We start from the raw sequence: 26,471 nt of genomic DNA on the forward strand, positions 1-26,471 counted from the left end.
CAAGTGTACATTCATGTCCTTGGTGCTGTGACTTTCACCACAACGCAATAGTCTATGAGTAGGCTGCCGGTTCGAGGCATGAACGCTTCGATCGGCCGGGAAGATTTGCCCCACCTGCCGCATGGGACTATTGAGGAGCTCGCATGACCAAACAAAACGCCTTTACCCGGGAAGATCTGCTGCGCTGCAGTCGCGGTGAGCTGTTCGGCCCTGGTAACGCGCAACTGCCCGCCCCGAACATGCTGATGGTTGATCGCATCACCCTGATCAGCGAAGAAGGTGGCAAGTACGGCAAAGGTGAATTGGTCGCCGAGCTGGATATCAATCCGGACCTGTGGTTCTTCGCCTGCCACTTCGAAGGCGATCCGGTGATGCCGGGCTGCCTGGGCCTCGACGCCATGTGGCAACTGGTCGGCTTCTTCCTGGGCTGGCAAGGCCTGCCGGGCCGTGGCCGTGCGCTGGGTTCGGGCGAAGTGAAATTCTTCGGCCAGGTCCTGCCGACCGCCAAGAAAGTCACCTATAACATTCATATCAAGCGCGTCCTCAAGGGCAAGCTGAACCTGGCCATCGCCGACGGTTCGGTCACTGTCGACGGTCGCGAAATCTACACCGCCGAAGGCCTCCGGGTCGGCGTGTTCACCTCCACTGACAACTTCTAAGGGTTATCCGCATGCGCCGCGTCGTTATCACTGGTCTGGGCATCGTTTCTTGCCTGGGCAATGACAAAGAGACCGTCTCCGCTAACCTGCGTGCAAGCCGCCCTGGCATCCGGTTCAACCCGGAATATGCCGAAATGGGTCTGCGTAGCCAGGTTTCCGGCTCCATTGACCTCAACCTTGAAGAACTGATCGATCGCAAGATCTATCGCTTCGTCGGCCACGCGGCAGCTTATGCCTACCTGGCCATGAAAGACGCCATCACTGACTCCGGCCTGACCGAAGAGCAGGTTTCCAACCCGCGTACCGGCCTGATCGCCGGTTCCGGTGGCGCATCGACCCTGAACCAGATGGAAGCGCTGGACATCCTGCGCGAGAAAGGCGTCAAGCGCGTCGGCCCATACCGCGTAACGCGGACCATGAGCAGCACCGTTTCCGCTTGCCTGGCCACTCCGTTCAAGATCAAGGGCCTGAACTACTCCATCGCTTCTGCCTGCGCCACCAGTGCTCACTGCATCGGTACCGCCATGGAACAGATCCAGATGGGCAAGCAGGACATCGTCTTCGCCGGCGGCGGTGAAGAAGAGCACTGGAGCCAGTCGTTCCTGTTCGACGCCATGGGCGCCCTGTCCAGCAAGCGCAACGACACCCCGGAAAAAGCTTCCCGTGCCTACGACGCTGACCGTGACGGTTTCGTCATCGCCGGCGGTGGCGGTATGGTCGTGGTTGAAGAGCTGGAACACGCTCTGGCCCGCGGCGCGAAGATCTACGCGGAAATCGTTGGCTACGGCGCGACCTCCGACGGCTACGACATGGTTGCCCCGAGCGGCGAAGGCGCGATCCGCTGCATGCAGCAGGCGCTGTCCACCGTCGACACCCCGATCGACTACCTGAACACCCACGGCACTTCGACCCCGGTCGGCGACGTCGCGGAAATGAAAGGCGTGCGTGAAGTGTTCGGCGACAAGGCTCCGGCCATCAGCTCCACCAAGAGCCTGTCGGGTCACTCCCTGGGCGCTGCCGGCGTTCACGAAGCGATCTACTGCATGCTGATGATGGAAGGCAACTTCATTGCCGGCTCCGCCAACATCGACGAGCTGGACCCTGAAGTGGCCGACCTGCCGGTGCTGACCAAGACCCGCGAAAACGCCACCATCAACACCGTGATGAGCAACAGCTTCGGCTTCGGTGGCACCAACGCCACTTTGGTACTGAAGCGCTGGGAAGGTAAGTAATTTCCCGCTGCTGAGTCGCACATGAAAACGCCCCGACTGGTTCGGGGCGTTTTTTTTTGCATCAAGGAATTCGACACCACAACCATTGTGGGAGCGGGCTGGCTCGCGAAGAGGGAGTGTCAATCGACATCATTGCTGTCTGACCCACCGCCATCGCGAGCAAGCTCGCTCCCACAGTTTCAGTGCTCGACACTGGATTTGTGGTGCCTTCAACATGAAACGTTTGTCATGAAACTTAACGCCCTGCGACTGAATGTCGCGGATTCCGCGGGCTGCAGGACTGTTTCCATTTTTGCAAAAAACCGTTACCAAACTCAGTTATTTACTTAGCAAGCTAACAAAACATATAACAGAGTCCTGCACACGCCTTGCTGCAGATAACAGAGATTGGAGCTAGCAGATGACTGTAAAAGTAACTGAACGCGACGATTCACATAAATCCCACGAGGGTGTAGCCGCCGGTATCCGGATCTGGGACGTGCATCAACAAGACCTGCTGGTCGGGATGTTCCACTCCGAGATCGACGCGCAAAACTACAGGGCCGAACTGGAAATACTCGAGCGCAACCGCGAGCTCGCAACCGGTTGAATACAGACTCCACCACCGTGCAGCCTGCCCCTTCCCAACACGGGCAGGCTGCAACCGGAGCACGCGGCTCAGGCAATCTGAATGGCCACTAAATGAAGGGAGTCGTCGATCACCACCGAAGGAACAACACCGACGATCCAGCCCGCCTCAAGCTTCACCACCTCGCACTCACCATCGCCCATGCCGTCATTGCGGACGGCAAACTGAAGCGAAGATAGATGACGCTTGCCGTAATCGAAGTCCATGCCACAGGCGATCAGGAAATCGATTTTGGCCCCCGCCAGTTCAATCTCCTTGTCCCGTTCACCGTCTTTCAACACCGCATAATCGAGGCACAAGTTGATGCCGAATGGGCAACCCGCTACAAGACTATTAATAAATATTCCTTCGTAGCCACCAAAGTAACTGTGCTCGGCCTGTACACTACTGACCTTCTTTACCCGTACTACAACCTCATCGAACAACTTGAAAAACCAGTACCCGTCTTCCGAGCCTACATGTTTTCCAAAATCGATTCCTGACACATAACGCTTCGGCCACATCGACATCAGCGGCATGTCGACCTCATATTCCTTATTGGAAATTGTGAGCACATAATTAATGACATCGTAATAGCTCGACTCCCCCTCTCCCACCTTGATCAGCGTCGCACAACTTCCCGCCAACAAAACGATCTTGCCGTAGCGCTCCACTGGCAGATCACTTATCAACAGCGTCACACACTCGGTCACCTTCGTCAGATAAGCAGAGTTCAGTTCGTGAAGCTCCTGTTCATTACGGACTTCGTGCCAGGGAATGTTCCAGAAAAACTCAGGCAGGGTTACGAAAACGCACGCGGGCCTGCCGTGATCGTCGCGAGCAGCTTTCGCAGCGATCTTGATCTTTCGGCGCACAAGCTCCGCTCGTGCGACAAACTCGTCGTCCAGATAATCGTGAATGGATTGATCGGGTTGTCGCGGCTGTGAAAGCTGCGATTTAAAAGTGGGTTGGCGTAACGAGGCGATACTTACCAGCATTGACAATATCCTTATTCATTTAATTTCATTCCATTAGTTCTCTCCCCTGAGAATACTTCGGGCAAAAGAAAACCCGAGAGATCGTATCGACGCGATCTTTCGGGTTCAATTCATTAATCCAGCAATGTACTAACAAACATGTAATGGAAGAGGAGCGATTACCACATCAGATCATCAGGGATCTTGTAGGCCGCATACGGATCGTCCTCGACGCTGACTTCTTCGGTCTGCACATTCAGCTGCACGATGCGTTGCGGGTCGCGCTCCTGAATCTTCAATGCCGCCTCGCGCGGAATCACTTCGTAGCCGCCAGCGTGATGCACGATGGCCAGCGAACCGCTGCTGAGCTTGTTGCGCATCAGGGTGTTGACGCAGATGCGCTTGACCTTTTTGTCGTCGACGAAGTTGTAGTAATCCTCGGTCGTCAATTTCGGCAGGCGAGAGACTTCGATCAATTGCTTGACCTGCGCGGCACGGGCCTTGGCCTCAGCCTTTTCCTGCTGCTGGCGGTTGAGTTCCTGGTCGCGCTTGACCTTCTCGGCCATGGCTTCCTGTGCCGCGCGCTGCTGGGAGTCATCAAGCTCGATCTGGCCTTTGTGGGCCAGGCGTTGCTGTTTCTGCTTGTCTTTGCTGACCTGCTTGGCCTGCTTCTGGTTGACCAGCCCTGCTTTGAGCAACTGGTCGCGAAGGGAAATGCTCATGGTGCTTATTACTCACTTAGGCCACTGCTCAACCGCAGCTGGGCAAATTCTTTTCCTGACGTTTGGCTTCGCCCCACAAGGCGTCCAACTCTTCGAGGGTGCAATCTTCCATGGGACGGCGGGTGTCGCGCAATGCCTGTTCGATAAAACGAAAGCGTCTTTCAAACTTGCCGTTGGCACCCCGCAGTGCGGTTTCCGGATCAACCTTGAGATGCCGCGCCAGATTCACCACGGAGAACAGCAGGTCACCGATCTCTTCGGCCACGGCCTCGGGATCATTTTCCGACATGGCTTCGAGGACTTCATCGAGCTCTTCACGCACTTTGTCGAGCACCGGCAAGGCGTCCGGCCAGTCGAACCCGACCTGCCCCGCGCGCTTTTGCAGTTTCGCCGAACGCGACAACGCCGGCAATGCAGCGGGGACGTCATCGAGCAATGACAGCTGTTCGGGCGCGCAGGACTTCTCTGCGCGCTCCTCGGCCTTGATCTCTTCCCAGCGCTGCTTGACCTGCTCTTCGCTGAGGCGCGGGACATCCAGCGGTGCGTAGAGGTCGCCCGTAGGGAACACATGGGGGTGACGACGGATCAGCTTGCGGGTGATGCTGTCGACCACACCTTCAAACTCGAAGCGCCCTTCTTCCCGGGCCAACTGGCTGTAATACACCACCTGGAACAACAAGTCGCCGAGCTCCCCCTGCAAGTGATCGAAGTCACCGCGCTCAATGGCGTCGGCGACTTCGTAGGCTTCTTCCAGAGTGTGGGGGACGATGCTGGCGTAAGTTTGCTTGATGTCCCACGGGCAACCGTACTGCGGGTCGCGCAGGCGGTTCATCAGGTGAAGCAGGTCTTCAAGGCTGTACATCATTTATGTTTCACCACAAAACCATTGTGGGAGCGGGCTTGCTCGCGAAAGCGGTAGACCAGGCAACATTGATGTCGACTGACACCCCCTCTTCGCGAGCAAGCCCGCTCCCACATTGAGTTGACGTCGATCTTCACGGTGTACGGTTACGCCGGGTTTCGATGATGTTCGGCAACTGGGAAATCCGCCCCAGCAACCGCCCCAATGCATCCAGCCCCGGAATCTCGATGGTCAGGGACATCAGCGCGGTGTTGTCCTCCTTGTTCGAGCGGGTGTTGACCGCCAGCACGTTGATCCGCTCATTGAGCAAAACCTGCGAGACGTCCCGCAGCAATCCGGAACGGTCGTAGGCGCGGATGATGATGTCCACCGGATAGGTGAGCACCGGCACCGGCCCCCAACTGACCTGGATGATTCGCTCCGGCTCCCGCCCACTCAGTTGCAGCACCGAGGCGCAGTCCTGGCGGTGAATGCTCACGCCGCGGCCCTGGGTGATGTAACCGACGATGGCATCACCCGGCAATGGCTGGCAGCAGCCGGCCATCTGGGTCATCAGATTGCCGACGCCCTGGATCTGGATGTCGCCGCGCTTGCCCGGTTTGTAGCCGGTGGCCTTGCGAGGTATGAGTTCAAGCTGTTCGTTGCCACGCTCCGGCTCGACCAGTTGCTGCGCCAGGTTGACCAGTTGCGCCAGGCGCAAATCCCCGGCGCCGAGGGCGGCGAACAGGTCTTCGGCGGTTTTCATGTTGGCCTTGTCGGCCAGCTTGTCGAAATCCACCGCCGGCAGGCCGAGGCGATTGAGTTCGCGCTCGAGCAAGGTTTTACCGGCCGCGACGTTCTGGTCGCGAGCCTGCAACTTGAACCAGTGAACGATCTTCGCCCGTGCCCGCGACGTAGTGACATAACCCAGGTTCGGGTTCAGCCAGTCACGGCTCGGGGTGCCGTGCTTGCTGGTGATGATCTCGACCTGTTCACCGGTTTGCAGGCTGTAGTTGAGCGGTACGATGCGCCCGTTGATCTTGGCGCCACGGCAGTTGTGACCGATTTCGGTGTGTACGCGGTAGGCGAAGTCCAGCGGGGTCGCGCCCTTCGGCAAGTCGATGGCGTGACCGTCCGGGGTGAAGATGTAGACCCGGTCAGGTTCGATATCGACCCGCAGCTGTTCCGCCAGGCCACCGATGTCGCCCAGTTCTTCGTGCCATTCGAGCACCTGGCGTAGCCAGGAGATTTTCTCTTCGTAGTGATTGGAACCGGATTTGACGTCGGTGCCTTTGTACTTCCAGTGGGCGCATACCCCCAGCTCGGCCTCTTCGTGCATGGCGTGGGTGCGGATCTGCACTTCCAGTACCTTGCCCTCGGGCCCGATCACCGCCGTGTGCAGCGAGCGGTAGCCGTTTTCCTTCGGGTTGGCGATGTAGTCGTCGAACTCTTTCGGGATATGCCGCCACAGAGTGTGGACGATGCCGAGCGCGGTGTAGCAGTCGCGCATTTCCGGCACCAGCACGCGAACGGCACGCACGTCGTAGATCTGGCTGAACTCCAGACCCTTGCGCTGCATTTTGCGCCAGATCGAATAGATGTGTTTGGCGCGGCCGCTGATGTCGGCATCGACGCCGGTGGCCTGCAGTTCGTTTTTCAGCTGGCTCATCACGTCGCTGATGAAACGCTCGCGATCCAGGCGCCGCTCATGGAGCAGCTTGGCGATCTGCTTGTACTGGTCCGGTTCAAGGTAACGGAAGGACAAGTCTTCCAGTTCCCACTTGATATGACCGATACCCAGGCGATGGGCCAGCGGCGCGTAGATGTCGAAGACTTCACGGGCCACACGGTTGCGCTTTTCGTCGTCGGCGGTTTTCACCGCACGGATCGCGCACGTGCGTTCGGCCAGCTTGATCAGGGCGACGCGAACGTCGTCAACCATGGCCACCAGCATCTTGCGCAGGTTTTCCACCTGGCCCTGGGTGCCCAGCACCAGGGATTTTCGCGGACTCAGGCTGTCGCTGATCGCGGCCATGCGCTGCACGCCATCGATGAGCTTGGACACCACCGGACCGAAGCGCTGGCTGACGGCCGGCAACTTGATCTGGCCTTCGCGCACGCCTCGATACAGGATCGCGGCGACCAAAGAGTCCTGGTCGAGTTTGAGATCGGCGAGGATCTCGGCGATCTCAAGCCCTGTACGGAAAGTCGAGTTACCTTCCGACCACAGATTCTGTGCCGCATTGGCTTGTTGTTCGGCCTCGCGAGCGTACTCGCAGGCCTCTTTCAAGGCTTCGCGATCCAGTGCCAGATCGACACTTACCGCGTGATCGAGCCAAGCCTCGAGATTGATACTGCCGTCGGTGTTGATCGGCTGGTGTGCTCTCACCTGTACCATCTTGCTTACCTTCCCTACGACGCAGATTCAATGCGTCAAATCGCTAACCTTCGTTGCCGGTGCGCCCACGTCGGGCTGGGTGCGCGGCTGCACGGGCGGGCCAGTCGGACCAGACGAGCATCCTAGCTCGCTTCAAATAACGCCATGGCCTCGACATGTGCCGTTTGAGGAAACATATCGAGAATCCCGGCACGTTTTAACCGGTAGCCCTGCTTGATCAATTCGACCGTGTCGCGCGCCAGAGTTGCAGGGTTGCACGACACATACACCAAACGTTCGGCGCCCAGGCTCCTGAGCTTGCGCACAACCTCGAAAGCACCGTCACGCGGTGGGTCCAAGAGTACCGCACAAAAGCCTTCGGCGGCCCATTCGGCGCCCGTCAAAGGCTGGGATAAATCGGCCTGAAAAAACTTCGCGTTATGCAGATTATTGCTGGCCGCATTCGCCGCGGCCCGATCGACCATCACCTGCACGCCTTCGACCGCCACCACTTCACGAGCGGCCTTGGCCAGCGGCAAGGCAAAGTTGCCCAGGCCACAGAACAGATCGAGTACGCGCTCATCCGCTGTCGGCTTCAGCCAGTCCAGTGCCTGGGCGACCATCGCTTCGTTGACGGCGGCGTTGACCTGGATGAAATCCCCGGGACGATACGCCAGCTCCAGGTCCCACTGTTCAAGACGATAGCCCAACGACTGATCGGCCTCGACCGGTTGTGGTTCGCCATCGCCATGCAGCCACAACTGGGCTTCATGGAACGCGCAGAATTCCTTGAGGATCGTCAGGTCGGCATCGGACAACGGCGCCATGTGCCGCAGTAAAACCGCCAGCGTCGAGCCGCTGAACAACTCCACATGCCCGAGTGCCTGGGGTTTGCTCAAGCGCCGCAGCATCTCCGGCAAGCGGGCCATGATCGGTTGCAAGGGCTGTACCAGCACCGGGCAGTCATCGATGCCCACGATGTCCTGGCTGCCAGCGGCACGGAAACCGACTTCGAGTTTTTTTGCCTTCATATCCCAGCGCACCGCGACGCGGGCGCGCCGGCGGTAAGCGAACTCCGCACCGCTCAATGGCGCGGCCCACTCATCGGGTTCGACGCCCGCGACTCTCGACAACTGCTCGGCGAGCATGCGCTGTTTCAGGGCAAGCTGTTCGTTGTGGGGCAGATGCTGCACGCTGCAACCGCCACAGCGGCCGGCATGAGCGCACGGTGCAGGGCGGCGTAGTTCGCTGGCCTTGAACACCCGTTCGGTGCGCGCCTCGACCACTTTGCCGTGGGCACCGAGGACGCGCGCCTCGATCTCTTCACCGGCCAATGCGCCGATGACGAACCAGGTGCGACCTTCGAAAAACGCGATACCGCGACCGTCATTGGCCAGGCGCTCGATGGTCAGGCGCTGCTTTTTGCCGGTCGGGACTTGCGGGGCCTTGCTGCCGCCGGTGGGCTGGAAGCGCAGGCCTCTTTCATGTTTGGCCATCAGTTGGGCGCGTCGAAAATGCCGGTCGACAAGTAACGGTCGCCACGGTCGCAGATGATCGCGACGATCACCGCGTTTTCAACTTCTTTGGACAGGCGCAGCATTGCCGCCACGGCACCGCCCGAGGACACGCCACAGAAAATGCCTTCTTCGCGGGCCAGACGACGGGTCACGTCTTCGGCTTCGCTTTGCGCCATGTCGACGATCCGGTCCACGCGGTCAGCCTGGTAGATCTTCGGCAGGTATTCCTGAGGCCAGCGGCGGATCCCCGGGATCGCCGAGCCTTCCATCGGTTGCAGGCCGATGATCTGCACGTTGTCGTTCTGCTCTTTCAAGTAGCGCGACACCCCCATGATGGTACCGGTGGTGCCCATGGAGCTGACGAAATGGGTGATGGTGCCCTGGGTCTGGCGCCAGATTTCCGGGCCGGTGGTGGTGTAGTGCGCCTCGGGGTTGTCACCGTTGGCGAACTGATCCAGTACCTTGCCCTGGCCTTCGGCTTCCATCTTCTGCGCGAGGTCACGGGCGCCTTCCATACCCTGCTCCTGGCTGACCAGAATCAGCTCGGCGCCATAAGCTGTCATGGCTGCCTTGCGCTCGGCGCTGGAGTTGTCGGGCATGATCAGGATCATCCTGTAACCCTTGATCGCAGCGGCCATGGCCAGGGCGATCCCGGTGTTGCCCGAGGTTGCCTCGATCAGCGTATCGCCGGCGTGGATCTGCCCGCGCAGCTCGGCGCGGGTGATCATCGACAGCGCCGGACGGTCCTTGACCGAACCCGCCGGGTTGTTCCCTTCGAGCTTGAGCAAAAGGGTATTGCTGGTGGCGCCGGGCAGGCGCTGCAAACGGACCAGCGGAGTGTTGCCGACGCAATCGGCGATGGTTGGGTACTGCAAGGTCATGGCGTATTCGCAATCCAGACTGCGGGGGGGCCTATCATACCGGCAAACGTTCCCAGGCCATATCACGCAAAGTGCGGTGCTTATGGTTTATGGGAATAAGGGCGAATTTGGCGATGAATGGGAGGATCTGGTCGCAGCTTTCCGACCCGCCTTGAAAAACGCGGGGCAAGGTAAGAAATCGCTGTCAAAAAACGCAATTTACTGTAGGAAAATAGAATGAATTCATCGGAAGTTTCCTGCACCTCATAACGACAGGCATGAACTAGTGCGCCCCCGAAGCAGCAGATAATCTTTTTCAATGCTCAGTAAAACAAGATGTCTGCCTGAGCATAGGGTGCCGGGCAACGCAGCAACTCGTTTGCGATGCCGACGCCTTAAAGTTTTTCCAAGCTGGATTTATATCAAGGAAGAAAACAAATGAAGACTTTACTTGCCCTACCCTTCGCCGCTCTGATGTTTGCGACCGGCCAAGCTTCTGCTGCATGCATTTACATTCAAAACACCTATAGCGGAATAGTGCCTGCCAATTCGTACGTAGTGGTGCAAGGACCATTCACCATCACGGGTGCAAATGGATGCCGACAGGCAAACATTTCCTCCACTATTACCGCCTCGGGCGTTGGTTCGCCTCCACATCTAGTGATTGAAAAACTGGATGGTTCAATCTGGAAACATATTGATGGTGGTAATCGCAGTACCGCTTCAGCCCTTGGAGCACTAGGTACATATCGAGTTCGCCATGTAAACGATCATAACGTGGCCAAAGGTTATTCCGGCACTACGCGTTATGGACGATAGGCAATAAGATTGCCGGTGCCCATCGGATCTACTCCCGGGCACCGTTGATCTTAAGCTTGAATGCTGACGGACAGGTCACTTTGAACCGAACTTGAAAAATAAGAGAGCGCACCCAGAACATGATTTGCTCGAATCAAGCCTTTGGTAAATTCATGAAAGCCCGCGGCCTCGCTTGTACCATGCGCCAGCCTTTCCTCAAGCATCTGATTGAGCATGGCTATCGCATTAAACTTAACATCCGCTCCAGCTTGATGACCATTTTCATCCGTCGCCATACTGCCTGAAGTAAAAATGATCGACACATAATTATCTATCAGACCGCTCTCACGAAGCAAAGAGCCAACCTTGGCGAGTTCGTAAGTACTGACTGACGTGAAGTCATACCCCCTCAGTGAATCTTTCAACTCATCAAGTGAAAGCTCGCCATTTAATCTCAGCGCATCAACAGCATCATCGGCATTTGTCTTTGTGTAACTATTGGTTATCTCAAGAGGGTTTTTGACGACGTAGACATCTGACTTCATCGACAAGGCTGGATAGTAAATATTCATAAAATATCTCCTTGGCTTTTTATTCTCAAGTTAGATATCGTCACCCAACTTTGAACCTTGAGAAATTTACTCACCGAACGCCCTATGAAGATGTTGCGAATTATCTCAAAACAAAAATCTGAATATCGCCCGTTAAACCGGCGACGTATGAACCAACAACCGCATATTCATCCGCAAACCGCTCCCGGTGTTCTGCGCCCAAAGCTGCCCGCCCTGACGCTGCACCGCGTTTCGGGCGATGCTCAAGCCCAACCCAAATCCACCATCCCCCGGCCGCGAACCGTCGAGTCGGGTGAACGGCAGGAAGATCCGCTCCAGATCAGCTTCCGCCACGCCGCCACCCTGATCCTCCAGCCATAGATGCCAAAAATCTCCATCACGTCGGCCGCCGAGCAGGACAACCCCGCCATCAGGTGAATGCCGAATCGCATTGCGCAGAATGTTTTCCAATGCCTGGGCCAGGGTGTTGAGATGACCGCGAACCCAACAGGATGAATCTACGGTGCATTGCAACTGCGTATCGGGCCAACCACTTTCATAGCAGGCGTTCTCCGTGAGCATTTCCCACAAGGCCTGGATCTGGATCGCTTCGTCAGGCAATCGGGTGCGCTCGGTATCGAGCCACGCCAGTTGCAGCGTGTCTTCCACCAGGCGCTGCATGCCATCGACTTCACGGCCGATGCGTTCGCGCAATGGCTCCAGCCCCTGCTCGCTTTCACTGGCCACCCGCAGGCGGCTCAAGGGCGTGCGCAATTCGTGGGACAAGTCGCGCAGCAGTTGCTGCTGCAAGGCCACAGTGCTTTGCAGGCGCTCGGACATGTGATCGAACGCCCTGCCCAACTCGCCCAATTCATCGGAACGGTTGGTGGTGCGGCTCGACAGGCGCACATTCAGTTGGTCGGCACGCCAGGCATTGGCCTGTTCACGCAGGCTGTTAAGCGGCACCACCAACAAACGATACAGCCCGACGCACAACAGCAAGGTGAACAACCCCGGAATCACGCCGTTGGTGATCACCCGCCAGAACACCCGGTAACGCCCGGGTACGAAGCGCTTGGGCAACTCGATCACCAGGCTGCCGACGGAGGGGTCACCGGGAAAGGGTATGCGCATCCACGGCCGGCCTTTCTTGTGGATGGGCCAATCGAGGCCGCGCAAAAAAGTCAGGCGCTCGACTTCCTTGTCCGTCAGCGATTGGTTGCTCAAGGACTGCAAATCACCGCCGATGACACCGACCCAGCCTTTTTCCCGCTGATGCATGCCTTGCAGCCAGTCATCGATACCGGCGCTCTGACGCTGCTGCCATGCCTGCTCGGCTTCGGCGGCATAACCGGACAGGGTGCCGCGAGCCTCATCGGAGAGGAACTGGTTACGCTGCTCCATGTAACGGCCCCAGGACCAACTCAGCCAGATCATCAGCAGACAGAAAGCGACCAATAGACAGGCCAGTTTCCAGAACAGCGAATGCCTGCCCGGCAAGTTACATGTCATCGGCGGCGCTCAGGATGTAGCCCTTGCCCCAAACCGTACGCACTTCGCGCTCGGTATATCCAATGGCCTTGAGCTTGCGGCGGATCTGGCTGATGTGCATGTCCAGGCTGCGGTCATGGGCCGCATAACCGCGCTGCAGCACCTGCTGATAAAGGAAGGCTTTGCTCAGTACTTCGTCGGCGCTTCGGTGCAGCGTCTCCAGCAACCGATACTCGCTGCGGGTCAGGCCACCGGCCTGTTCGCCATAAAAGACCTCGAAGCTTTCATCGTCGAAACGCAGGCTGTCCATCGACGGGGCCGGCACTGCGGGTGCCGGTCGGCGGTCGAGTGCCACCCGCCGCAGAATGGCTTCGATGCGCACCCGCAACTCCACCATGCTGAAGGGTTTTGGCAGGTAATCATCAGCCCCCAGGCGAAAGCCGCTGATGCGATCGGCCTCGGCACCGAGGGCCGACATCAGCAACACCGGGGTGGAATGGCTCTGGCGCAATTGGGTCAGTACCGCCAGGCCGTCCATGCCCGGCAGCAGAATATCCATCAACACCACGTCGAATGGTTGCCGGCGGGCAATGTCCAGGCCTTCCTGACCGTTCTGGCACCAGGTCACCTGGAAGCCGCTGCGGTCCAGATGCTCATGCACGTAGGCTCCGAGCACAAGGTCGTCTTCGATGGACAGGATTCGGGGAAGGCCGGCAGTGATGGGAGTCATGACTATCTGCAAATAATTCTCAGTTGAAAGATTATTCAAGATTGCCTCGCCAGGAGCAACCCACCGTTTGTCCGTATTGCCAATGAGTCGTCCGGACCGACGAATGACGGCACCATTTTTACGAAGATTGCCCGCGAGCAAATCGCTACACTGCGCAAGTGGTGCATGGCGGATGCATGTGCAGGCCTATGAATAGCGGGATGCAGGAGAGATGCGTGCTCAAGAAACTGGGAATCAAAGGCCGCGTGCTGTTGCTGACCCTGTTGCCAACCAGCCTGATGGCGTTGGTGCTGGGGGGATATTTTACCTGGATGCAACAGGCTGACCTGCAAGCCCAACTCATGCAGCGCGGCGAAATGATCGCCGAGCAGTTGGCTCCACTGACGGCGCCTGCCATGGGCCATCAGGACAACGAACTGCTCGAACGCATCGCCACCCAGGCCCTGGAACAAACCGATGTGCGGGCCGTGACCTTCCTGGCTCCTGACCGCACGCTGCTGGCCCACGCCGGCCCGACCATGCTCAACCAGACACCCTCCGGCAGTGGCACGCAGATGCTGCGCCGCAGTGGCAACGATGCAACCCGCTATCTGCTGCCGGTATTCGGCAAACACCGCAACCTGGCTGGGGACGTGATTCCCGAAGAAGCCGACCGCCTGCTGGGCTGGGTCGAGCTTGAACTGTCCCATAACAGCATGCTGTTGCGCGGTTACCGCAGCCTGTTCGCCAGCCTGATGTTGATCGCGGCGGGGCTCATAGGTGCGGCACTGCTGGCCTTGCGCATGGGTCGCACGATCAATCGGCCATTGAGCCAGATCAAGCAAGCCGTGGCTCAACTCAAGGACGGTCATCTGGAAACCCGCCTGCCGCCGCTCGGCAGTCAGGAACTGGACGAGTTGGCCTCCGGCATCAACCGCATGGCCGGCACCCTGCAAAATGCGCAGGAAGAATTGCAGCACAGCATCGACCAGGCCACCGAAGACGTGCGCCAGAATCTGGAAACCATCGAGATCCAGAACATCGAACTGGACCTGGCGCGCAAGGAAGCCCTGGAAGCAAGCCGGATCAAGTCCGAATTCCTGGCCAACATGAGCCATGAAATCCGCACGCCGCTCAACGGCATTCTCGGCTTCACCCACCTGCTGCAAAAAAGCGAGCTCACCCCGCGCCAGCTCGACTACCTGGACACCATCGAAAAATCCGCCGACAGCCTGCTGGGCATCATCAACGAGATTCTCGACTTTTCGAAAATCGAGGCCGGCAAGCTGGTGCTCGACCATATTCCGTTCAACCTGCGCGACCTGCTACAGGACACCCTGACCATCCTCGCCCCGGCTGCCCACGCCAAGCAGCTGGAACTGGTGAGCCTGGTGTACCGGGACACGCCGCTATCGCTGGTGGGCGACCCACTGCGGCTCAAGCAGATCCTGACGAACCTGGTGAGCAACGCGATCAAGTTCACCCGCGAAGGCACCATCGTCGCCCGCGCCATGCTCGAAGAAGAACACGAAGACACCGTGCAGTTGCGCATCAGCATTCAGGACACCGGCATCGGTCTGTCGAACCAGGACGTACGCGCCCTGTTCCAGGCCTTCAGCCAGGCCGACAACTCGCTGTCGCGGCAACCCGGCGGTACTGGCCTGGGCCTGGTGATTTCCAAGCGCCTGATCGAACAGATGGGCGGTGAGATCGGCGTCGACAGCACGCCGGGGGAAGGGTCTGAATTCTGGATCAGCCTGAGCCTGCCAAAAACCCGCGACGATGCCGAAGACCTGCCCTCGGCACCCTTGCTCGGGCGACGGGTGGCGGTACTGGAAAACCACGAACTGGCACGGCAGGCGTTGCAGCATCAACTGGAAGACTGCGGCCTCACCACCACACCGTTCAATACCCTGGAAAGCCTGACCAATGGCGTCACCGCCGCCCACCAGACCGACCAGGCGATCGACCTCGCCGTGCTCGGCATCACCAGTAACGACATGCCGCCGGAACGCCTCAACCAGCACATCTGGGACCTCGAGCATCTTGGCTGCAAAGTCCTGGTGCTGTGCCCGACCACGGAACTGACGCTGTTCCATCTTTCCGTGCCCAACCCCCACAGCCAGCTCCAGGCTAAACCGGCCTGCACCCGCAAGCTGCGACGCTCCCTGTCTGACCTGGTCAACCCGCGGTCTATGCGCAGCGAGCCGGGCGAACCGGTATCCAGCCGTGCCCCGAAGGTGCTTTGCGTCGACGACAATCCGGCCAACCTGATGCTGGTGCAAACCCTGCTCGAAGACATGGGCGCCAAGGTACTTGCGGTGGAAAGCGGTTATGCCGCCGTCAAGGCGGTGCAGAACGAGACATTCGATCTGGTGTTGATGGACGTGCAGATGCCCGGCATGGACGGTCGCCAGAGCACCGAGGCGATCCGCCAGTGGGAAAGCGAACGCCATTGCACGCCCCTGCCGATCGTGGCTCTCACTGCCCACGCCATGGCCAACGAAAAACGCGCGCTGCTGCAAAGCGGCATGGACGACTACCTGACCAAACCGATCAGCGAACGGCAATTGGCGCAAGTGGTGCTGAAGTGGAGCGGCCTGGCGCTGCGCAATCACAGCCCGGAGCGCTCCGGCGATGGGCATGCTGGCACCCATGACCTGTTGGTGCTCGACCACGAGGAAGGATTGCGCCTGGCTGCCGGCAAGGCCGATCTGGCCGCGGACATGCTGGCGATGCTGCTGGCGTCACTGGAGGCTGACCGCGAAGCCATCCGACTGGCTCGGCAAAGCAATGAACACAACGCTCTGGTCGAACGGGTCCATCGCCTGCATGGCGCGACGCGTTACTGCGGCGTACCGCAATTGCGTGCGGCCTGCCAACGCAGCGAAACCCTGCTCAAGCAGCAGGACCCGAAAGCCAGCCTGGCACTGGATGAGCTCGACCGGGCAATCAATCGCCTGGCAGCCCAGGCGCGCATCAATGCTTGATGCAGCGCAATCGCGAAGGGCTGCCGGCGAGTTAACCTGAGGACTGTCGAATGCCGGCTTGCTCAACGGCGCAGGCCACCTTCAAGGAGCACTGCATGCGTACGATTCTTTTCAGCAGCCAGAACTACGACCGCGACAGCTTTCTCGCGGCCGGGCAACCAGCCGGCATCGAGCTGCAATTTCAGACTGCGCGCCTGAGCCTCGACACGGTAGCGCTCGCCCAAGGGTATGAAGCGGTCTGCGCGTTCATCAATGATGACCTTGGCGCTGCGGTACTCGAGCGCCTGGCCGCTGGAGGCACACGCCTGATCGCCCTGCGCTCGGCCGGTTACAACCATGTCGACTTGCCGACAGCAAAACGCCTGGGACTGGCCATCGTGCGTGTCCCGGCCTATTCGCCCCACGCCGTTGCCGAACATGCAGTAGCGCTGATCCTCGCACTCAACCGCCGCTTGCCCCGCGCCTACAACCGCACTCGCGAAGGGGATTTCAGACTACAAGGGCTGACCGGTTTCGATCTGGTGGGCAAGACCGTCGGCGTGGTCGGCACCGGTCAGATTGGTGCCACCTTCGCCAAAATCATGAGTGGATTTGGCTGCCGGTTGCTGGCCTATGACCCCTACCCCGACCCGCAGGTCGAAGCCCTCGGCGCTCGCTACCTGAGCCTGCCGCAATTGCTGGCCGAATCGCAGATCATCAGCCTGCACTGCCCGCTCAACGAACAGAGCAGGCACTTGATCAACCGCGAGTCCCTGGCGCACATGCAACCGGGCGCGATGTTGATCAATACCGGGCGTGGCGGTCTGGTGGACACCCCGGCACTGATCGATGCCCTGAAAGACGGTCGCCTGGGTTACCTGGGGCTGGATGTGTATGAGGAGGAAGCGCAGTTGTTCTTCGAGGACCGCTCCGACCTGCCGCTGCAAGACGATGTGCTGGCACGGCTGCTGACCTTCCCCAACGTGATCGTCACCGCACACCAGGCCTTCCTGACCCGCGAAGCGCTGGACGCGATTGCCGCCACAACATTACACAACATTGCAGCCTGGACGGCGGGCACCCCGGAAAACCTGGTGACGGGAGACTGAAACGGATCGAAGGTCATCTACCTGCGCGATGCGGCGTACAAGCCCGTGCTAGCATATCGCGCATATTTGGAGGACCCATGGTCGAACACGATTTCCGCTACAGCCTGATGAACCCGCAACACACCCTCACTGAATGCCGCGCCCTGGTGCCGGGGCGCTATCAAGTCACCGGCAACGGTGGTTCGATTCGCAACAATGACGTGCTGGTTGTGACCCTCAAGGGTGCCAAGGACTTGTCCATGCGCCTGACCGTCGAAACGGTTCGCCACCTGATCAACCCGCCCGGCCAATGGGTCGCGGTAGCCAGTGGCCCGGTGTTCGGCGAACTGGCCATCCACACCTGGCAAGTGAACTGTGACAGCTGTGCCAAAGAGCTGAGCTTCGAGTTTGCCGTCGATGCCAAGCTGGGCAACAAGGCCGAAAAGCCTGCCGCCACCGCGCGGATCGCCGAGCTGGGCTGGACCAGCGTTGGCGAGAAACACCTGTGCCCGAAATGCCAGGAGCCTGCGTGATGAAAGGCCTCGCTCTGACCGCCATGGTCGGTGCCGGCCTGCTGGGCTGTGCCGCCGAGCCGGTGCAACTGCAACAGAACCGCAGCTACATTCTGGAGTGGATCGGCGAGCGGCCGTTGATGGACTACAGCCACCTGACCGTCACCCTCGACGAAGATGGCCGGGCCTACGGCAATGGCGGCTGCAACCACTGGTTCGCGCCGTACACCCTCGATGGCGACAAACTGACCTTCGGCAAAATCGGCAGCACCCGCAAATTGTGCGCGCCGGCACTGATGGAACAGGAAAAACGCTTCCTTCAGGCCCTGGAAAACGTCCAGCGCTGGGACGTCTCCCCGATCGAGCAGATACGCTTCTGGCCAGCCGAAGGCAAGCCGTTGCGTTGGTGGCTCGAGGAGGGTTGATCGCCCTTTCAGCACGGTGAAACCTGTGGGGAGGGTGCAAGCCCCCTCCCCACAAAAAGCCCCTGACCACAATGAATACGATCATCTGATCAATTCTTCGCCTGCAACGCCTCAAGCTTCGCCATCACCCCCGCCGCCGTCTGTTCACCCATCAACTGCTCACGCACCTTGCCCTTGTTATCGACGATGTAGGTCACCGGCAATGCTTCGCTGCGCGGCAGCTCGAACAGTTCGGAAGGGTCCTGGGCCAGCACGGTGAACCTGATCCCAAGCTTCTCGCTCGCGTCCTTCAGCTCTTGCCCCTGGACATTGTCGAAGTTGACCCCGAACACACCGATTTTCTTGTCCTTGAGCTGCTCAGCCAAAGCATTCAACTCCGGTATCTCGGTACGGCAAGGCCCGCACCATTCTGCCCAGTAGTTGAGGACCAGCCATTTGCCGTCCAGTCGGTCGGCGGCGATCTTGTGGCCGTCCTGGTCGATGCCATAGTCATTACCGCAGCCCCCCAGCATCAACGCCCCGATGATCGCCAATGCTGCTGCCAGTCGCCTTGTCATGTCGTGTTCCTTGTCAAAAATTGAATGCACCTGCGACCCATCGCCTCTTACGGTTCTGGATTGCGCGCTGCACAGTTAGAATAGCCGCCACCTTACGCAAGATGCGACCCGCTCATGACCGATCTGACGCTTTATCACAATCCGCGCTGCTCGAAATCCCGCGGTGCGCTCGAACTGCTTGAAGCCCGTGGCCTGACCCCGACCGTGGTCCGCTACCTGGAAACCCCGCTGGACGCCGCGCAGATCCAGAGCCTGCTGGGCAAACTCGGGATCAGCGCCCGGCAACTGCTGCGCACCGGCGAGGACGAGTACAAGACCCTTGACCTGGCCGACAGCAGCCTGAGCGAAGCGCAATTGATCTCTGCCATCGCCGCCCACCCGAAACTGATGGAACGACCGATTCTCGAAGTCGGCAACAAGGCCATCATCGGCCGCCCACCGGAGCAGATCCTGGAACTGTTGCCATGAGTGCACCGTACATTCTGGTTCTGTACTACAGCCGCAGCGGCTCGACCAACGAAATGGCCCGGCAGATCGCCCGTGGTGTCGAACAGGCCGGGCTTGAGGCCCGCCTGCGCACGGTGCCGGCGATTTCCAGCGAGTGCGAAGCCGTTTCGCCGGAGATTCCCGACGAAGGCGCGCTGTATGCCAGCCTCGACGACCTGAAGAACTGTGCCGGCCTGGCACTCGGCAGTCCGACCCGCTTCGGCAACATGGCGGCACCACTGAAGTATTTCCTCGACGGCACCAGCAACCTGTGGCTGACCGGCGCCCTGGTGGGAAAACCGGCGGGTGTGTTCACCTCCACCGCGAGCCTGCACGGCGGCCAGGAGACCACGCTGCTGTCGATGATGCTGCCGTTGCTGCACCACGGCATGCTGATCACCGGCCTGCCCTACAGCGAGTCGGCACTGCTGGAAACCCAGGGCGGCGGTACGCCATACGGCGCCAGCCACCACGCCGGCGCCGACGGCAAAAGCGGTCTGGACGCCCATGAAGTGGCGTTGTGCCGCGCGCTGGGTCTGCGCCTGGCCAAGACCGCACAGAAACTGGAGAGCTGAGGTGGCCAAGAAGCCGAAGATCCTGCCCGCCCTCGAATGGCTCGAACCACGCGTCAAGGCGATGCGCGCCATCAGCCTGCTGTGCTTTTTCGGCCTGGTGGGACTGCTGTGTGTTTACTACCTGGCGATTGCCGATCTGCATGGGGCACGCCCCTGGGTGATCCTGTTGATCGAACTGGTGCCACTGCTGATTCTGGCACCGGGGATGATCGTCGGCAGCCCTCGCGGGCATTCGTGGATGTGCTTTGTGGTGAACCTGTACTTCATCAAGGGCGCATTGGCTGCCTATGACCCGAACCGGCAAGTCTTCGGCTTGCTGGAGATGGGCGCGAGTCTGGCGGTGTTTTGCTCGGCGCTGTTGTATGTGCGCTGGCGGTATCAGTTGAATCGCAAGCTGGCTGGCGAGGGCGAGATTTCTATCGCCTGACCTGACGCCTTCGCGAGCAAGCCCGCTCCCACATTTGAAATGCGATCAAATGTGGGAGCGGGCTTGCTCGCGAATGGGGCGACGCGGTCTTAATGGTTGACGGTATAAGCCAGCATCATCGAAATCTGGCTCATCGGCCGCCCGCCGCTTTCCTCATGCCACTGGTTGAACACGTCCTGCACCAACGCCAGGTCGCGCAGACTGCTCGGCACCTTGTCGATGATGTCCTGCGCATTCAGCGCCGCCACCACGTCATAGCTCGGTACAAAGGTGTCCTTGCCGATCATCCGCAAGAAGCGCGGGGCTGACAGCCCGCCCAACTGATGTCCACGTTTTTTCAGGAAGGTCCAGAGCCCGACGATATCGGTCACCGGCCAGTCGGCGATGAGCGCGCCGAAGCTGCCCTTTTCATGGGCCACGTCCAGTATGAACTGCGCATTGCGCGGCACGCTCTTGAGCTTGCCCAGGTGACGGATGATCCGCGTGTCCTGCATCAGGCGCTCAAGGTGCTCGGCGCTCATCAGCACGACTTTTTCCGGGTCGAACCTGAAGAACACCTCTTCGAAGGCCGGCCACTTGGCATCCACCAGGCTGTGCTTGAGCCCGGCGCGGAACACCCGTAGCGCCATCATCGAGAGGTAGCGATCGTCGCTGATCTTGCGCAGTTGCGCGGGAGTCTTGGGAACGGGCAGATGGGCTTCCAGTTCAGCCGCCGAACCGAAGCGGTTCAAGCAGTACTCATTCAGCCACTTGTAGTCGCGCATGCCCTCTCCTGAGGTAAACGAAAAACCTGTGGGAGCGGGCTTGCTCGCGAAGACGTAGTGTCAGCCAACATCAATGCTGAAGACACACCGCTTTCGCGAGCAAGCCCGCTCCCACAGTTTGGTCAGAGGTTGACCACGTTGACGAAGCGCGATGCGGCGCTTTCGTCGATCTTGAGGCTGGTGAAGTCGAACAGGTTGCGATCCGCCAGTTGGGACGGGATCACGTTCTGTAGGCTACGGAAAATGCTCTCGGTACGGCCCGGGGTCTTGCGTTCCCAGTCCAGCAGCATTTCCTTGACCACCTGACGCTGCAGGTTCTCCTGGGAACCGCAGAGGTTGCACGGAATGATCGGGAATTGCTTGAAGTCCGAGTAGGCCTGGATGTCTTTTTCGTTGCAGTAGGCCAGCGGGCGGATCACCACATTACGACCATCGTCGGCGCGCAGTTTTGGTGGCATGGCCTTGAGCGAACCGTTGAAGAACATGTTCAGGAAGAACGTTTCGACGATGTCGTCGCGATGGTGACCGAGGGCCATCTTGGTCGCGCCGATTTCATCGGCGAAGGTGTAGAGCGTGCCACGACGCAGGCGCGAGCACAGCGAGCAGGTGGTCTTGCCTTCCGGGATCAGTTCCTTGACCACCGAGTAAGTGTCTTTCTCGACGATGTGGTACTCGATCCCCAGTTCCTTGAGGTAGGCCGGCAGCACGTGCTCCGGGAAACCCGGCTGCTTCTGGTCCATGTTCACGGCCACGATCTCGAACTTGATCGGCGCGACCTTCTGCAAGTGCATCAGCACATCGAGCATGGTGTAGCTGTCCTTGCCACCGGACAGGCAGACCATGACCTTGTCGCCGTCTTCAATCATGTTGAAATCGGCAACTGCCTCACCGGCCAGTCGGCGAAGGCGCTTTTGCAGTTTGTTCTGGTTGACCGTGAGAGTGCCCATGACGCGAAATCCGTGAGGTGTGACGAAAGGCCGGCATTTTACGCAAAAACGCCTCAGGGGCGAAGTGCCTCGCCAAAAGGGCTGTTCGCCACAGACCCTGCGGCGATTAACAACTGCGTTTACAGCGCGATTTGCTCTAAAGCCCTTACTCCCTCTGGGGAAACTCCTCCCTATACTGCGACATAAGGTCACATACAAATTCAGACCTATGACTTGCTTGGCCGCATTGGCCCGTAGGCGCTCCACTGGGGGGCGACGGTAAAAACAAGAGGAGTGACTGGCATGATCCATCACGTAGTGGGGCTCTTCACCCACCCTGACCAAGAATGGAAAGAAATCCGTGGCGACCAGGAGGAAAGCATCAGCCACATGTACCTGACCCATACGCTGATCCTGGCGGCGATCCCCGCCGTGTCTGCCTTTATTGGCACCACACAGGTCGGCTGGGTCATCGGCAATCGACCTCCCGTAATGCTGACCGTAGAAAGCGCGATATGGATGACGGTCATGTCGTACCTGGCGATGCTCGGTGGTGTGGCCGTAATGGGCGCCTTCATCCACTGGATGGCCCGCACCTATGACGCCAACCCAAGCCTGGCCCGCTGCATTGCGTTTGCCACCTACACCGCTACACCGCTGTTCATCGGCGGCCTCGCCGCTTTGTACCCGCACCTGTGGCTGGGGATGATCGTCGGTACCGCAGCGATCTGCTACACGGTGTACTTGCTGTATGTGGGCTTGCCGACATTCATGAACATTCCATCTGACGAGGGCTTCCTGTTTTCAAGTTCGGTGCTCGCCGTAGGCCTGGTGGTGCTGGTCGCCATCATGGCGTTCACAGTAATTGTCTGGGGACTCGGCGTGGGCCCGGTCTACACCAGCTAGCCGCTCATCACTGAAAATCAGAACTGCCGACAAAGGCCGCCGCAAGGCGGTCTTTTCATTCTTCAGCAACGAGAACGCACACGACCATTCGGCAACCTGGTGATTCGCAAGGTCCGAGGGTTGCGGCATACTCGACCGCTCTGGAGATCCATCAAGCATGCCCGAGCAACTCAATACCCGCGTCGAAGACTGTTTCCAACTAGCCGAATCCTTTTTCAAACGACCTTTCAAGCGCCCCGTGGTGAGCCTCAAGCTGCGCGGGCAAAAAGCCGGTGTCGCGCATTTGCACGAGAACCTGCTGCGCTTCAACCCGCAGCTGTACCGGGAAAACACCGAAGATTTCCTCAAGCAGACCGTGGCCCATGAAGTCGCGCACCTGATCGCCCACCAACTGTTCGGCGACCGCATCCAGCCCCATGGTGAAGAGTGGCAACTGATCATGCGCGGCGTGTACGAACTGCCACCCAACCGCTGCCACACCTATGACGTCAAACGCCGCAGCGTGACCCGCTACATCTACAAGTGCCCGTGCGTCGACAGCGACTTCCCGTTTTCGGCACAGCGCCACAGCCTGGTTCGGCAGGGACGGCGGTATTTGTGTCGGCGGTGCCGCAATACGTTGGTGTTCAGTGGCGAGATGCGGGTCGAGTAGTTGGATTTTCGGTGTTTGTGCTCGCGATGGCGGCCTGACAGGCACTAAAGAATCACCTTGGCCCACCGCAACTGCTCGATCCGCTCAGCACTGAACCCCAACTCTCCCAACACCTGATCCGTATGCTGCCCCAGCGCCGCGCCAATATGCCGGGGCTCAGGCAAACCTTGCGAAAACTTCAGCGGACAAGCCATCTGCGCCTGGGTCGAGCCATCGCCACGAGGTACGTCGGCCACCAACTCCCGCGCCTGCAACTGCGGATGACTGAGCGCTTCTCCCAGGCTCAACACTGGCTCGACACACGCATCCAGCTCTGCGAACAGCGCCCGCAACTCGGCAAAGTCATGCTTTTCGAATTCGACCTTCAGCGCGTCCTTAAGCTGTTGCTGATGCGCCAGTTGCGGTGACAGGCCGAGGCCGGCCAGCTCCTCCAGCCCCAACGCCGCGCACAACTGCTTCATGAATGCCGGTTCCAGACTGCCCACAGATAGCCAGCGCCCATCCCTGGAGCGGTAGTAATCGTAGAAGCTGCCGCCATTGAGCACCTGGTTTTCCGGTCCCGGCTCGACGCCGCAGGCCAGATACCCGGCACCGGCCATCGCATGCAGGCTGAACGCGCAGTCGGTCATGCTGACATCCAGGTGCTGGCCCTGCCCGGTTTGCTGTCGGGCGATGACTGCCGCCAGCAAGCCAATCACCCCGTGCAGCGAACCACCGGCGACATCCGCCACCTGCATGCCCAACGGCAACGGCCCAGTGTCGGCTCGGCCGGTGTAACTCGCCAGCCCGGACAGGGCCAGGTAGTTGATGTCATGACCAGCGCGGTCCTTGTAGGGGCCCGTCTGGCCATAGCCGGTGATCGACACATAAATCAGTCTCGGATTGATCGCCTTCAGGGCTTCGTAACCCAGGCCCAGACGCTCCATGACACCGGGGCGGAACTGCTCGAGCACAATGTCGTAGTCCTGCAGCAACGACCGGATCACCTCCAGCGCCTCAGGTTGTTTGAGGTCCAGGGCGAGGCTGCGCTTGTTGCGATTGAGATAGGCATGACTGGCTGACACGCCTTGATCGTGGGGCGGCAACACCCGCAGCAAATCCATGCGGGTCGGCGATTCGATGCGCAGCACTTCGGCGCCCATGTCCGCCAGCAGCAACGAGGCGAACGGCCCCGGTAGCAGTGTCGAGAAATCCAGAACCTTGAGTGATGCCAGTGGACCGAGCATGAGCGTTCTCCCTTGACGATGTCCACAGCCTAGGCAGCCGATCGCTTTGCAGCAATCACCTTATACGCCACGTGCAGTGACCGTTACGCTCAAATACCGGGCATGAAAAAACCCGCCGAAGCGGGTTTTTCATCAGGACCAGGCTTACTTGGCGGTAGCCGGGGCTACCTCTTCGACGTGGCCCAAAACATCGTCTTTAGGCTCGTCGGCAATGCCACGACCGCCAGAAGCCAGTTCGGCTTGCAGCACGTCGGTGTCCAGTTCCTTGACCCACTTGGCCACAACGATGGTGGCAACGGCGTTACCAACCAGGTTGGTCAGGGCACGGGCTTCGGACATGAAGCGGTCGATACCGAGGATCAGCGCCAAGCCGGCAACCGGCAGGTGGCCCACGGCGGACAGGGTGGCAGCCAGTACGATGAAACCGCTACCGGTCACGCCCGCAGCGCCCTTGGACGACAGCAGCAACACCACCAGCAGGGTGATCTGGTGCGTGATGTCCATTGGGGTGTCGGTTGCCTGGGCAATGAACACCGCAGCCATGGTCAGGTAGATGGCGGTACCGTCGAGGTTGAACGAGTAACCGGTCGGGATCACCAGACCCACGACAGATTTCTGCGCGCCCAGACGCTCCATCTTGATCAGCATGCGTGGCAGCACCGATTCCGAAGAAGAAGTACCGAGCACGATCAGCAGTTCTTCACGGATGTAGCGGATCATTTTCACAACGCTGAAGCCGTGCATGCGGGCAATGCCGCCCAGCACGATCAGGATGAACAGCAGGCAAGTGATGTAGAAGCAGGCCATCAACTGACCCAATTGCACCAGCGAGCCGACACCGTAGGCACCGATGGTAAAAGCCATGGCACCGAAGGCACCGATTGGCGCGAGCTTCATGATCATGTTGATGATGTTGAACATCACGTGAGCGAAGCGATCGATGAAGTCCAGCAGCGGCTTGCCGTAGGCACCCAGGCGATGCAAGGCGAAACCGAAGATCACCGAGAACATCAGCACCTGCAGGATGTCGCCGGTGGCGAAGGCGCCGACGATGGTGCTCGGGATCACGTTCAGCAGGAAGCCGACGACGCTTTGGTCAGCACCGGCCGCCACATAAGCGGCAACCTTTGAGGCATCGAGAGTGGCAACGTCGATATGCATGCCATTGCCCGGCTGCACGATGTTGACCACGACCAGACCGACCAGCAGGGCGATGGTCGAAACGATCTCGAAGTACAGCAGCGCGTAGCCGCCTGTCTTGCCGACCGATTTCATGTTCTGCATGCCGGCGATACCGCTGACAACGGTACAGAAGATGATCGGTGCGATGATCATTTTGATCAGTTTGATGAACCCGTCACCCAGTGGTTTAACAGCCACACCGAGCTGTGGATAGTAGTGACCGAGCGCGATACCGATGACAATTGCAACGATCACCTGGAAATACAGGGATTTGTACAGTGGCTGACGAGTCGTCATTGCAAAGTTCCTCAAGGGTGCCCGGTGACAACATCCAGCTGTTGCCCGCAACACCGCGATTGCGAACCCTCCTGCACTGGAGGGATTTGTTTTTTCGAGCTGCGCAACGGCAGGCATCTGCTCGTTGTATCGCAAGGC

At 59.4% G+C, this 26,471-nt stretch carries 27 protein-coding genes; 13 read left to right on the top strand and 14 right to left on the bottom strand.

Going from position 1 to position 26,471, the window contains the following annotated elements; translation table 11 throughout:
- Positions 1–143: 143 nt before the first annotated feature.
- The 3 genes from fabA to PspS34_RS21240 all read left to right on the top strand — a co-directional run bounded on the left by fabA (position 144) and on the right by PspS34_RS21240 (position 2,480).
- The gene (fabA, locus tag PspS34_RS21230; protein ID WP_003227150.1) at positions 144–659 is read left to right on the top strand and encodes a 3-hydroxyacyl-[acyl-carrier-protein] dehydratase FabA; all 516 of its coding nucleotides are present in this window, start codon (positions 144–146) and stop codon (positions 657–659) included.
- 11 nt (positions 660–670) lie between these two features.
- Positions 671–1,891, top strand: coding sequence for a beta-ketoacyl-ACP synthase I (fabB, locus tag PspS34_RS21235; protein WP_007974551.1), 1,221 nt, complete (start codon positions 671–673; stop codon positions 1,889–1,891).
- A gap of 400 nt (positions 1,892–2,291) precedes the next feature.
- The gene (locus tag PspS34_RS21240; RefSeq protein ID WP_154860357.1) at positions 2,292–2,480 is read left to right on the top strand and encodes a hypothetical protein; all 189 of its coding nucleotides are present in this window, start codon (positions 2,292–2,294) and stop codon (positions 2,478–2,480) included.
- Between the two features lie 68 nt (positions 2,481–2,548).
- On the opposite strand, the gene PspS34_RS21245 is transcribed toward PspS34_RS21240, so the two are convergent.
- The 6 genes from PspS34_RS21245 to cysM form a co-directional block, all read right to left on the bottom strand.
- A complete protein-coding gene (locus tag PspS34_RS21245; RefSeq protein WP_154860358.1) occupies positions 2,549–3,496 on the bottom strand; it encodes a hypothetical protein in 948 nt (315 codons plus the stop codon).
- 158 nt (positions 3,497–3,654) lie between these two features.
- Complete coding sequence (locus PspS34_RS21250; protein WP_008051468.1) at positions 3,655–4,197, bottom strand: DUF2058 domain-containing protein; 543 nt, start codon at positions 4,195–4,197, stop codon at positions 3,655–3,657.
- Positions 4,198–4,225: 28 nt separating this feature from the next.
- On the bottom strand, positions 4,226–5,059 hold the full coding sequence (mazG, locus tag PspS34_RS21255) for a nucleoside triphosphate pyrophosphohydrolase (protein ID WP_154860541.1): 834 nt from the start codon (positions 5,057–5,059) through the stop codon (positions 4,226–4,228).
- Positions 5,060–5,192: 133 nt separating this feature from the next.
- Positions 5,193–7,436, bottom strand: coding sequence for a GTP diphosphokinase (gene relA, locus PspS34_RS21260; RefSeq protein WP_090457279.1), 2,244 nt, complete (start codon positions 7,434–7,436; stop codon positions 5,193–5,195).
- Positions 7,437–7,558: 122 nt separating this feature from the next.
- Positions 7,559–8,911: a 23S rRNA (uracil(1939)-C(5))-methyltransferase RlmD gene (gene rlmD, locus PspS34_RS21265; protein WP_150812159.1), complete on the bottom strand. Its 1,353-nt coding sequence runs from the start codon at positions 8,909–8,911 to the stop codon at positions 7,559–7,561.
- Positions 8,911–9,813, bottom strand: coding sequence for a cysteine synthase CysM (cysM, locus tag PspS34_RS21270; RefSeq protein ID WP_150812158.1), 903 nt, complete (start codon positions 9,811–9,813; stop codon positions 8,911–8,913). Before cysM ends, rlmD begins: the two co-directional genes overlap by 1 nt.
- Positions 9,814–10,230: 417 nt before the next feature.
- Here cysM and PspS34_RS21275 point away from each other — a divergent pair, with 417 nt between their 5' ends.
- Positions 10,231–10,611 carry a hypothetical protein gene (locus tag PspS34_RS21275; protein ID WP_154860359.1) on the top strand — a complete coding sequence of 127 codons (381 nt, stop codon included), beginning with the start codon at positions 10,231–10,233 and terminating at the stop codon, positions 10,609–10,611.
- A 50-nt stretch (positions 10,612–10,661) separates the two neighbouring features.
- Here PspS34_RS21275 and PspS34_RS21280 read toward each other — a convergent pair whose 3' ends face one another.
- From PspS34_RS21280 to PspS34_RS21290, 3 genes are all read right to left on the bottom strand, one after another.
- Positions 10,662–11,162, bottom strand: a complete 501-nt coding sequence (locus PspS34_RS21280; RefSeq protein WP_154860360.1) for a hypothetical protein — start codon at positions 11,160–11,162, stop codon at positions 10,662–10,664.
- 132 nt (positions 11,163–11,294) lie between these two features.
- Positions 11,295–12,653 (bottom strand): sensor histidine kinase, encoded by a 1,359-nt coding sequence (locus PspS34_RS21285; protein WP_154860361.1) that lies wholly within the window; start codon positions 12,651–12,653, stop codon positions 11,295–11,297.
- On the bottom strand, positions 12,643–13,362 hold the full coding sequence (locus PspS34_RS21290) for a response regulator transcription factor (RefSeq protein ID WP_090457285.1): 720 nt from the start codon (positions 13,360–13,362) through the stop codon (positions 12,643–12,645). The genes PspS34_RS21285 and PspS34_RS21290 overlap by 11 nt, the downstream gene beginning before the upstream one ends.
- Positions 13,363–13,577: 215 nt before the next feature.
- Between PspS34_RS21290 and PspS34_RS21295 the strand changes: the two genes are divergently transcribed.
- The 4 genes from PspS34_RS21295 to PspS34_RS21310 all read left to right on the top strand — a co-directional run bounded on the left by PspS34_RS21295 (position 13,578) and on the right by PspS34_RS21310 (position 18,335).
- Entirely contained in the window at positions 13,578–16,331 is a 2,754-nt protein-coding gene (locus PspS34_RS21295) for a response regulator (protein ID WP_154860362.1), read from the top strand.
- A 95-nt stretch (positions 16,332–16,426) separates the two neighbouring features.
- Positions 16,427–17,419 (top strand): 2-hydroxyacid dehydrogenase, encoded by a 993-nt coding sequence (locus PspS34_RS21300; RefSeq protein ID WP_154860363.1) that lies wholly within the window; start codon positions 16,427–16,429, stop codon positions 17,417–17,419.
- A 77-nt stretch (positions 17,420–17,496) separates the two neighbouring features.
- Positions 17,497–17,931 carry a hypothetical protein gene (locus tag PspS34_RS21305; protein ID WP_056728017.1) on the top strand — a complete coding sequence of 145 codons (435 nt, stop codon included), beginning with the start codon at positions 17,497–17,499 and terminating at the stop codon, positions 17,929–17,931.
- Positions 17,931–18,335, top strand: coding sequence for an META domain-containing protein (locus tag PspS34_RS21310; protein WP_057713650.1), 405 nt, complete (start codon positions 17,931–17,933; stop codon positions 18,333–18,335). Before PspS34_RS21305 ends, PspS34_RS21310 begins: the two co-directional genes overlap by 1 nt.
- 89 nt (positions 18,336–18,424) lie before the next feature.
- Here the strand turns inward: PspS34_RS21310 and PspS34_RS21315 are convergent, their stop codons facing one another.
- Positions 18,425–18,892 (bottom strand): TlpA disulfide reductase family protein, encoded by a 468-nt coding sequence (locus PspS34_RS21315; RefSeq protein ID WP_154860364.1) that lies wholly within the window; start codon positions 18,890–18,892, stop codon positions 18,425–18,427.
- Positions 18,893–19,006: 114 nt separating this feature from the next.
- On the opposite strand from PspS34_RS21315, the gene arsC reads away from it, so the two are divergent.
- Genes arsC through PspS34_RS21330 form a run of 3 tightly spaced genes read left to right on the top strand, consistent with a single transcriptional unit; the run spans position 19,007 to position 20,380 of the window.
- Entirely contained in the window at positions 19,007–19,360 is a 354-nt protein-coding gene (gene arsC / locus PspS34_RS21320; protein ID WP_102669950.1) for an arsenate reductase (glutaredoxin), read from the top strand.
- Positions 19,357–19,953 carry an NAD(P)H:quinone oxidoreductase gene (wrbA, locus tag PspS34_RS21325; protein ID WP_057713647.1) on the top strand — a complete coding sequence of 199 codons (597 nt, stop codon included), beginning with the start codon at positions 19,357–19,359 and terminating at the stop codon, positions 19,951–19,953. The genes arsC and wrbA overlap by 4 nt, the downstream gene beginning before the upstream one ends.
- A gap of 1 nt (position 19,954) precedes the next feature.
- Positions 19,955–20,380, top strand: a complete 426-nt coding sequence (locus tag PspS34_RS21330; protein ID WP_102669951.1) for a DUF2069 domain-containing protein — start codon at positions 19,955–19,957, stop codon at positions 20,378–20,380.
- 89 nt (positions 20,381–20,469) lie between these two features.
- On the opposite strand, the gene PspS34_RS21335 is transcribed toward PspS34_RS21330, so the two are convergent.
- A complete protein-coding gene (locus PspS34_RS21335; protein ID WP_057713645.1) occupies positions 20,470–21,144 on the bottom strand; it encodes a DNA-3-methyladenine glycosylase I in 675 nt (224 codons plus the stop codon).
- Between the two features lie 122 nt (positions 21,145–21,266).
- Positions 21,267–22,091: a tRNA 2-thiocytidine(32) synthetase TtcA gene (ttcA, locus tag PspS34_RS21340; protein WP_008051493.1), complete on the bottom strand. Its 825-nt coding sequence runs from the start codon at positions 22,089–22,091 to the stop codon at positions 21,267–21,269.
- 282 nt (positions 22,092–22,373) lie between these two features.
- On the opposite strand from ttcA, the gene PspS34_RS21345 reads away from it, so the two are divergent.
- The gene (locus PspS34_RS21345) at positions 22,374–22,976 is read left to right on the top strand and encodes a Yip1 family protein (protein WP_007988750.1); all 603 of its coding nucleotides are present in this window, start codon (positions 22,374–22,376) and stop codon (positions 22,974–22,976) included.
- A gap of 157 nt (positions 22,977–23,133) precedes the next feature.
- Entirely contained in the window at positions 23,134–23,628 is a 495-nt protein-coding gene (locus PspS34_RS21350) for a SprT family zinc-dependent metalloprotease (RefSeq protein WP_057713644.1), read from the top strand.
- Between the two features lie 44 nt (positions 23,629–23,672).
- Here the strand turns inward: PspS34_RS21350 and PspS34_RS21355 are convergent, their stop codons facing one another.
- Both PspS34_RS21355 and PspS34_RS21360 read right to left on the bottom strand, forming a co-directional pair.
- Positions 23,673–24,854 carry a CaiB/BaiF CoA-transferase family protein gene (locus tag PspS34_RS21355; RefSeq protein WP_154860365.1) on the bottom strand — a complete coding sequence of 394 codons (1,182 nt, stop codon included), beginning with the start codon at positions 24,852–24,854 and terminating at the stop codon, positions 23,673–23,675.
- A gap of 144 nt (positions 24,855–24,998) precedes the next feature.
- Positions 24,999–26,333: a dicarboxylate/amino acid:cation symporter gene (locus tag PspS34_RS21360; RefSeq protein WP_150812151.1), complete on the bottom strand. Its 1,335-nt coding sequence runs from the start codon at positions 26,331–26,333 to the stop codon at positions 24,999–25,001.
- Between the last annotated feature and the right edge of the window lie 138 nt (positions 26,334–26,471).

Source organism: Pseudomonas sp. S34, assembly GCF_009866745.1.
In the GTDB taxonomy this organism is placed as follows: domain Bacteria; phylum Pseudomonadota; class Gammaproteobacteria; order Pseudomonadales; family Pseudomonadaceae; genus Aquipseudomonas; species Aquipseudomonas jessenii.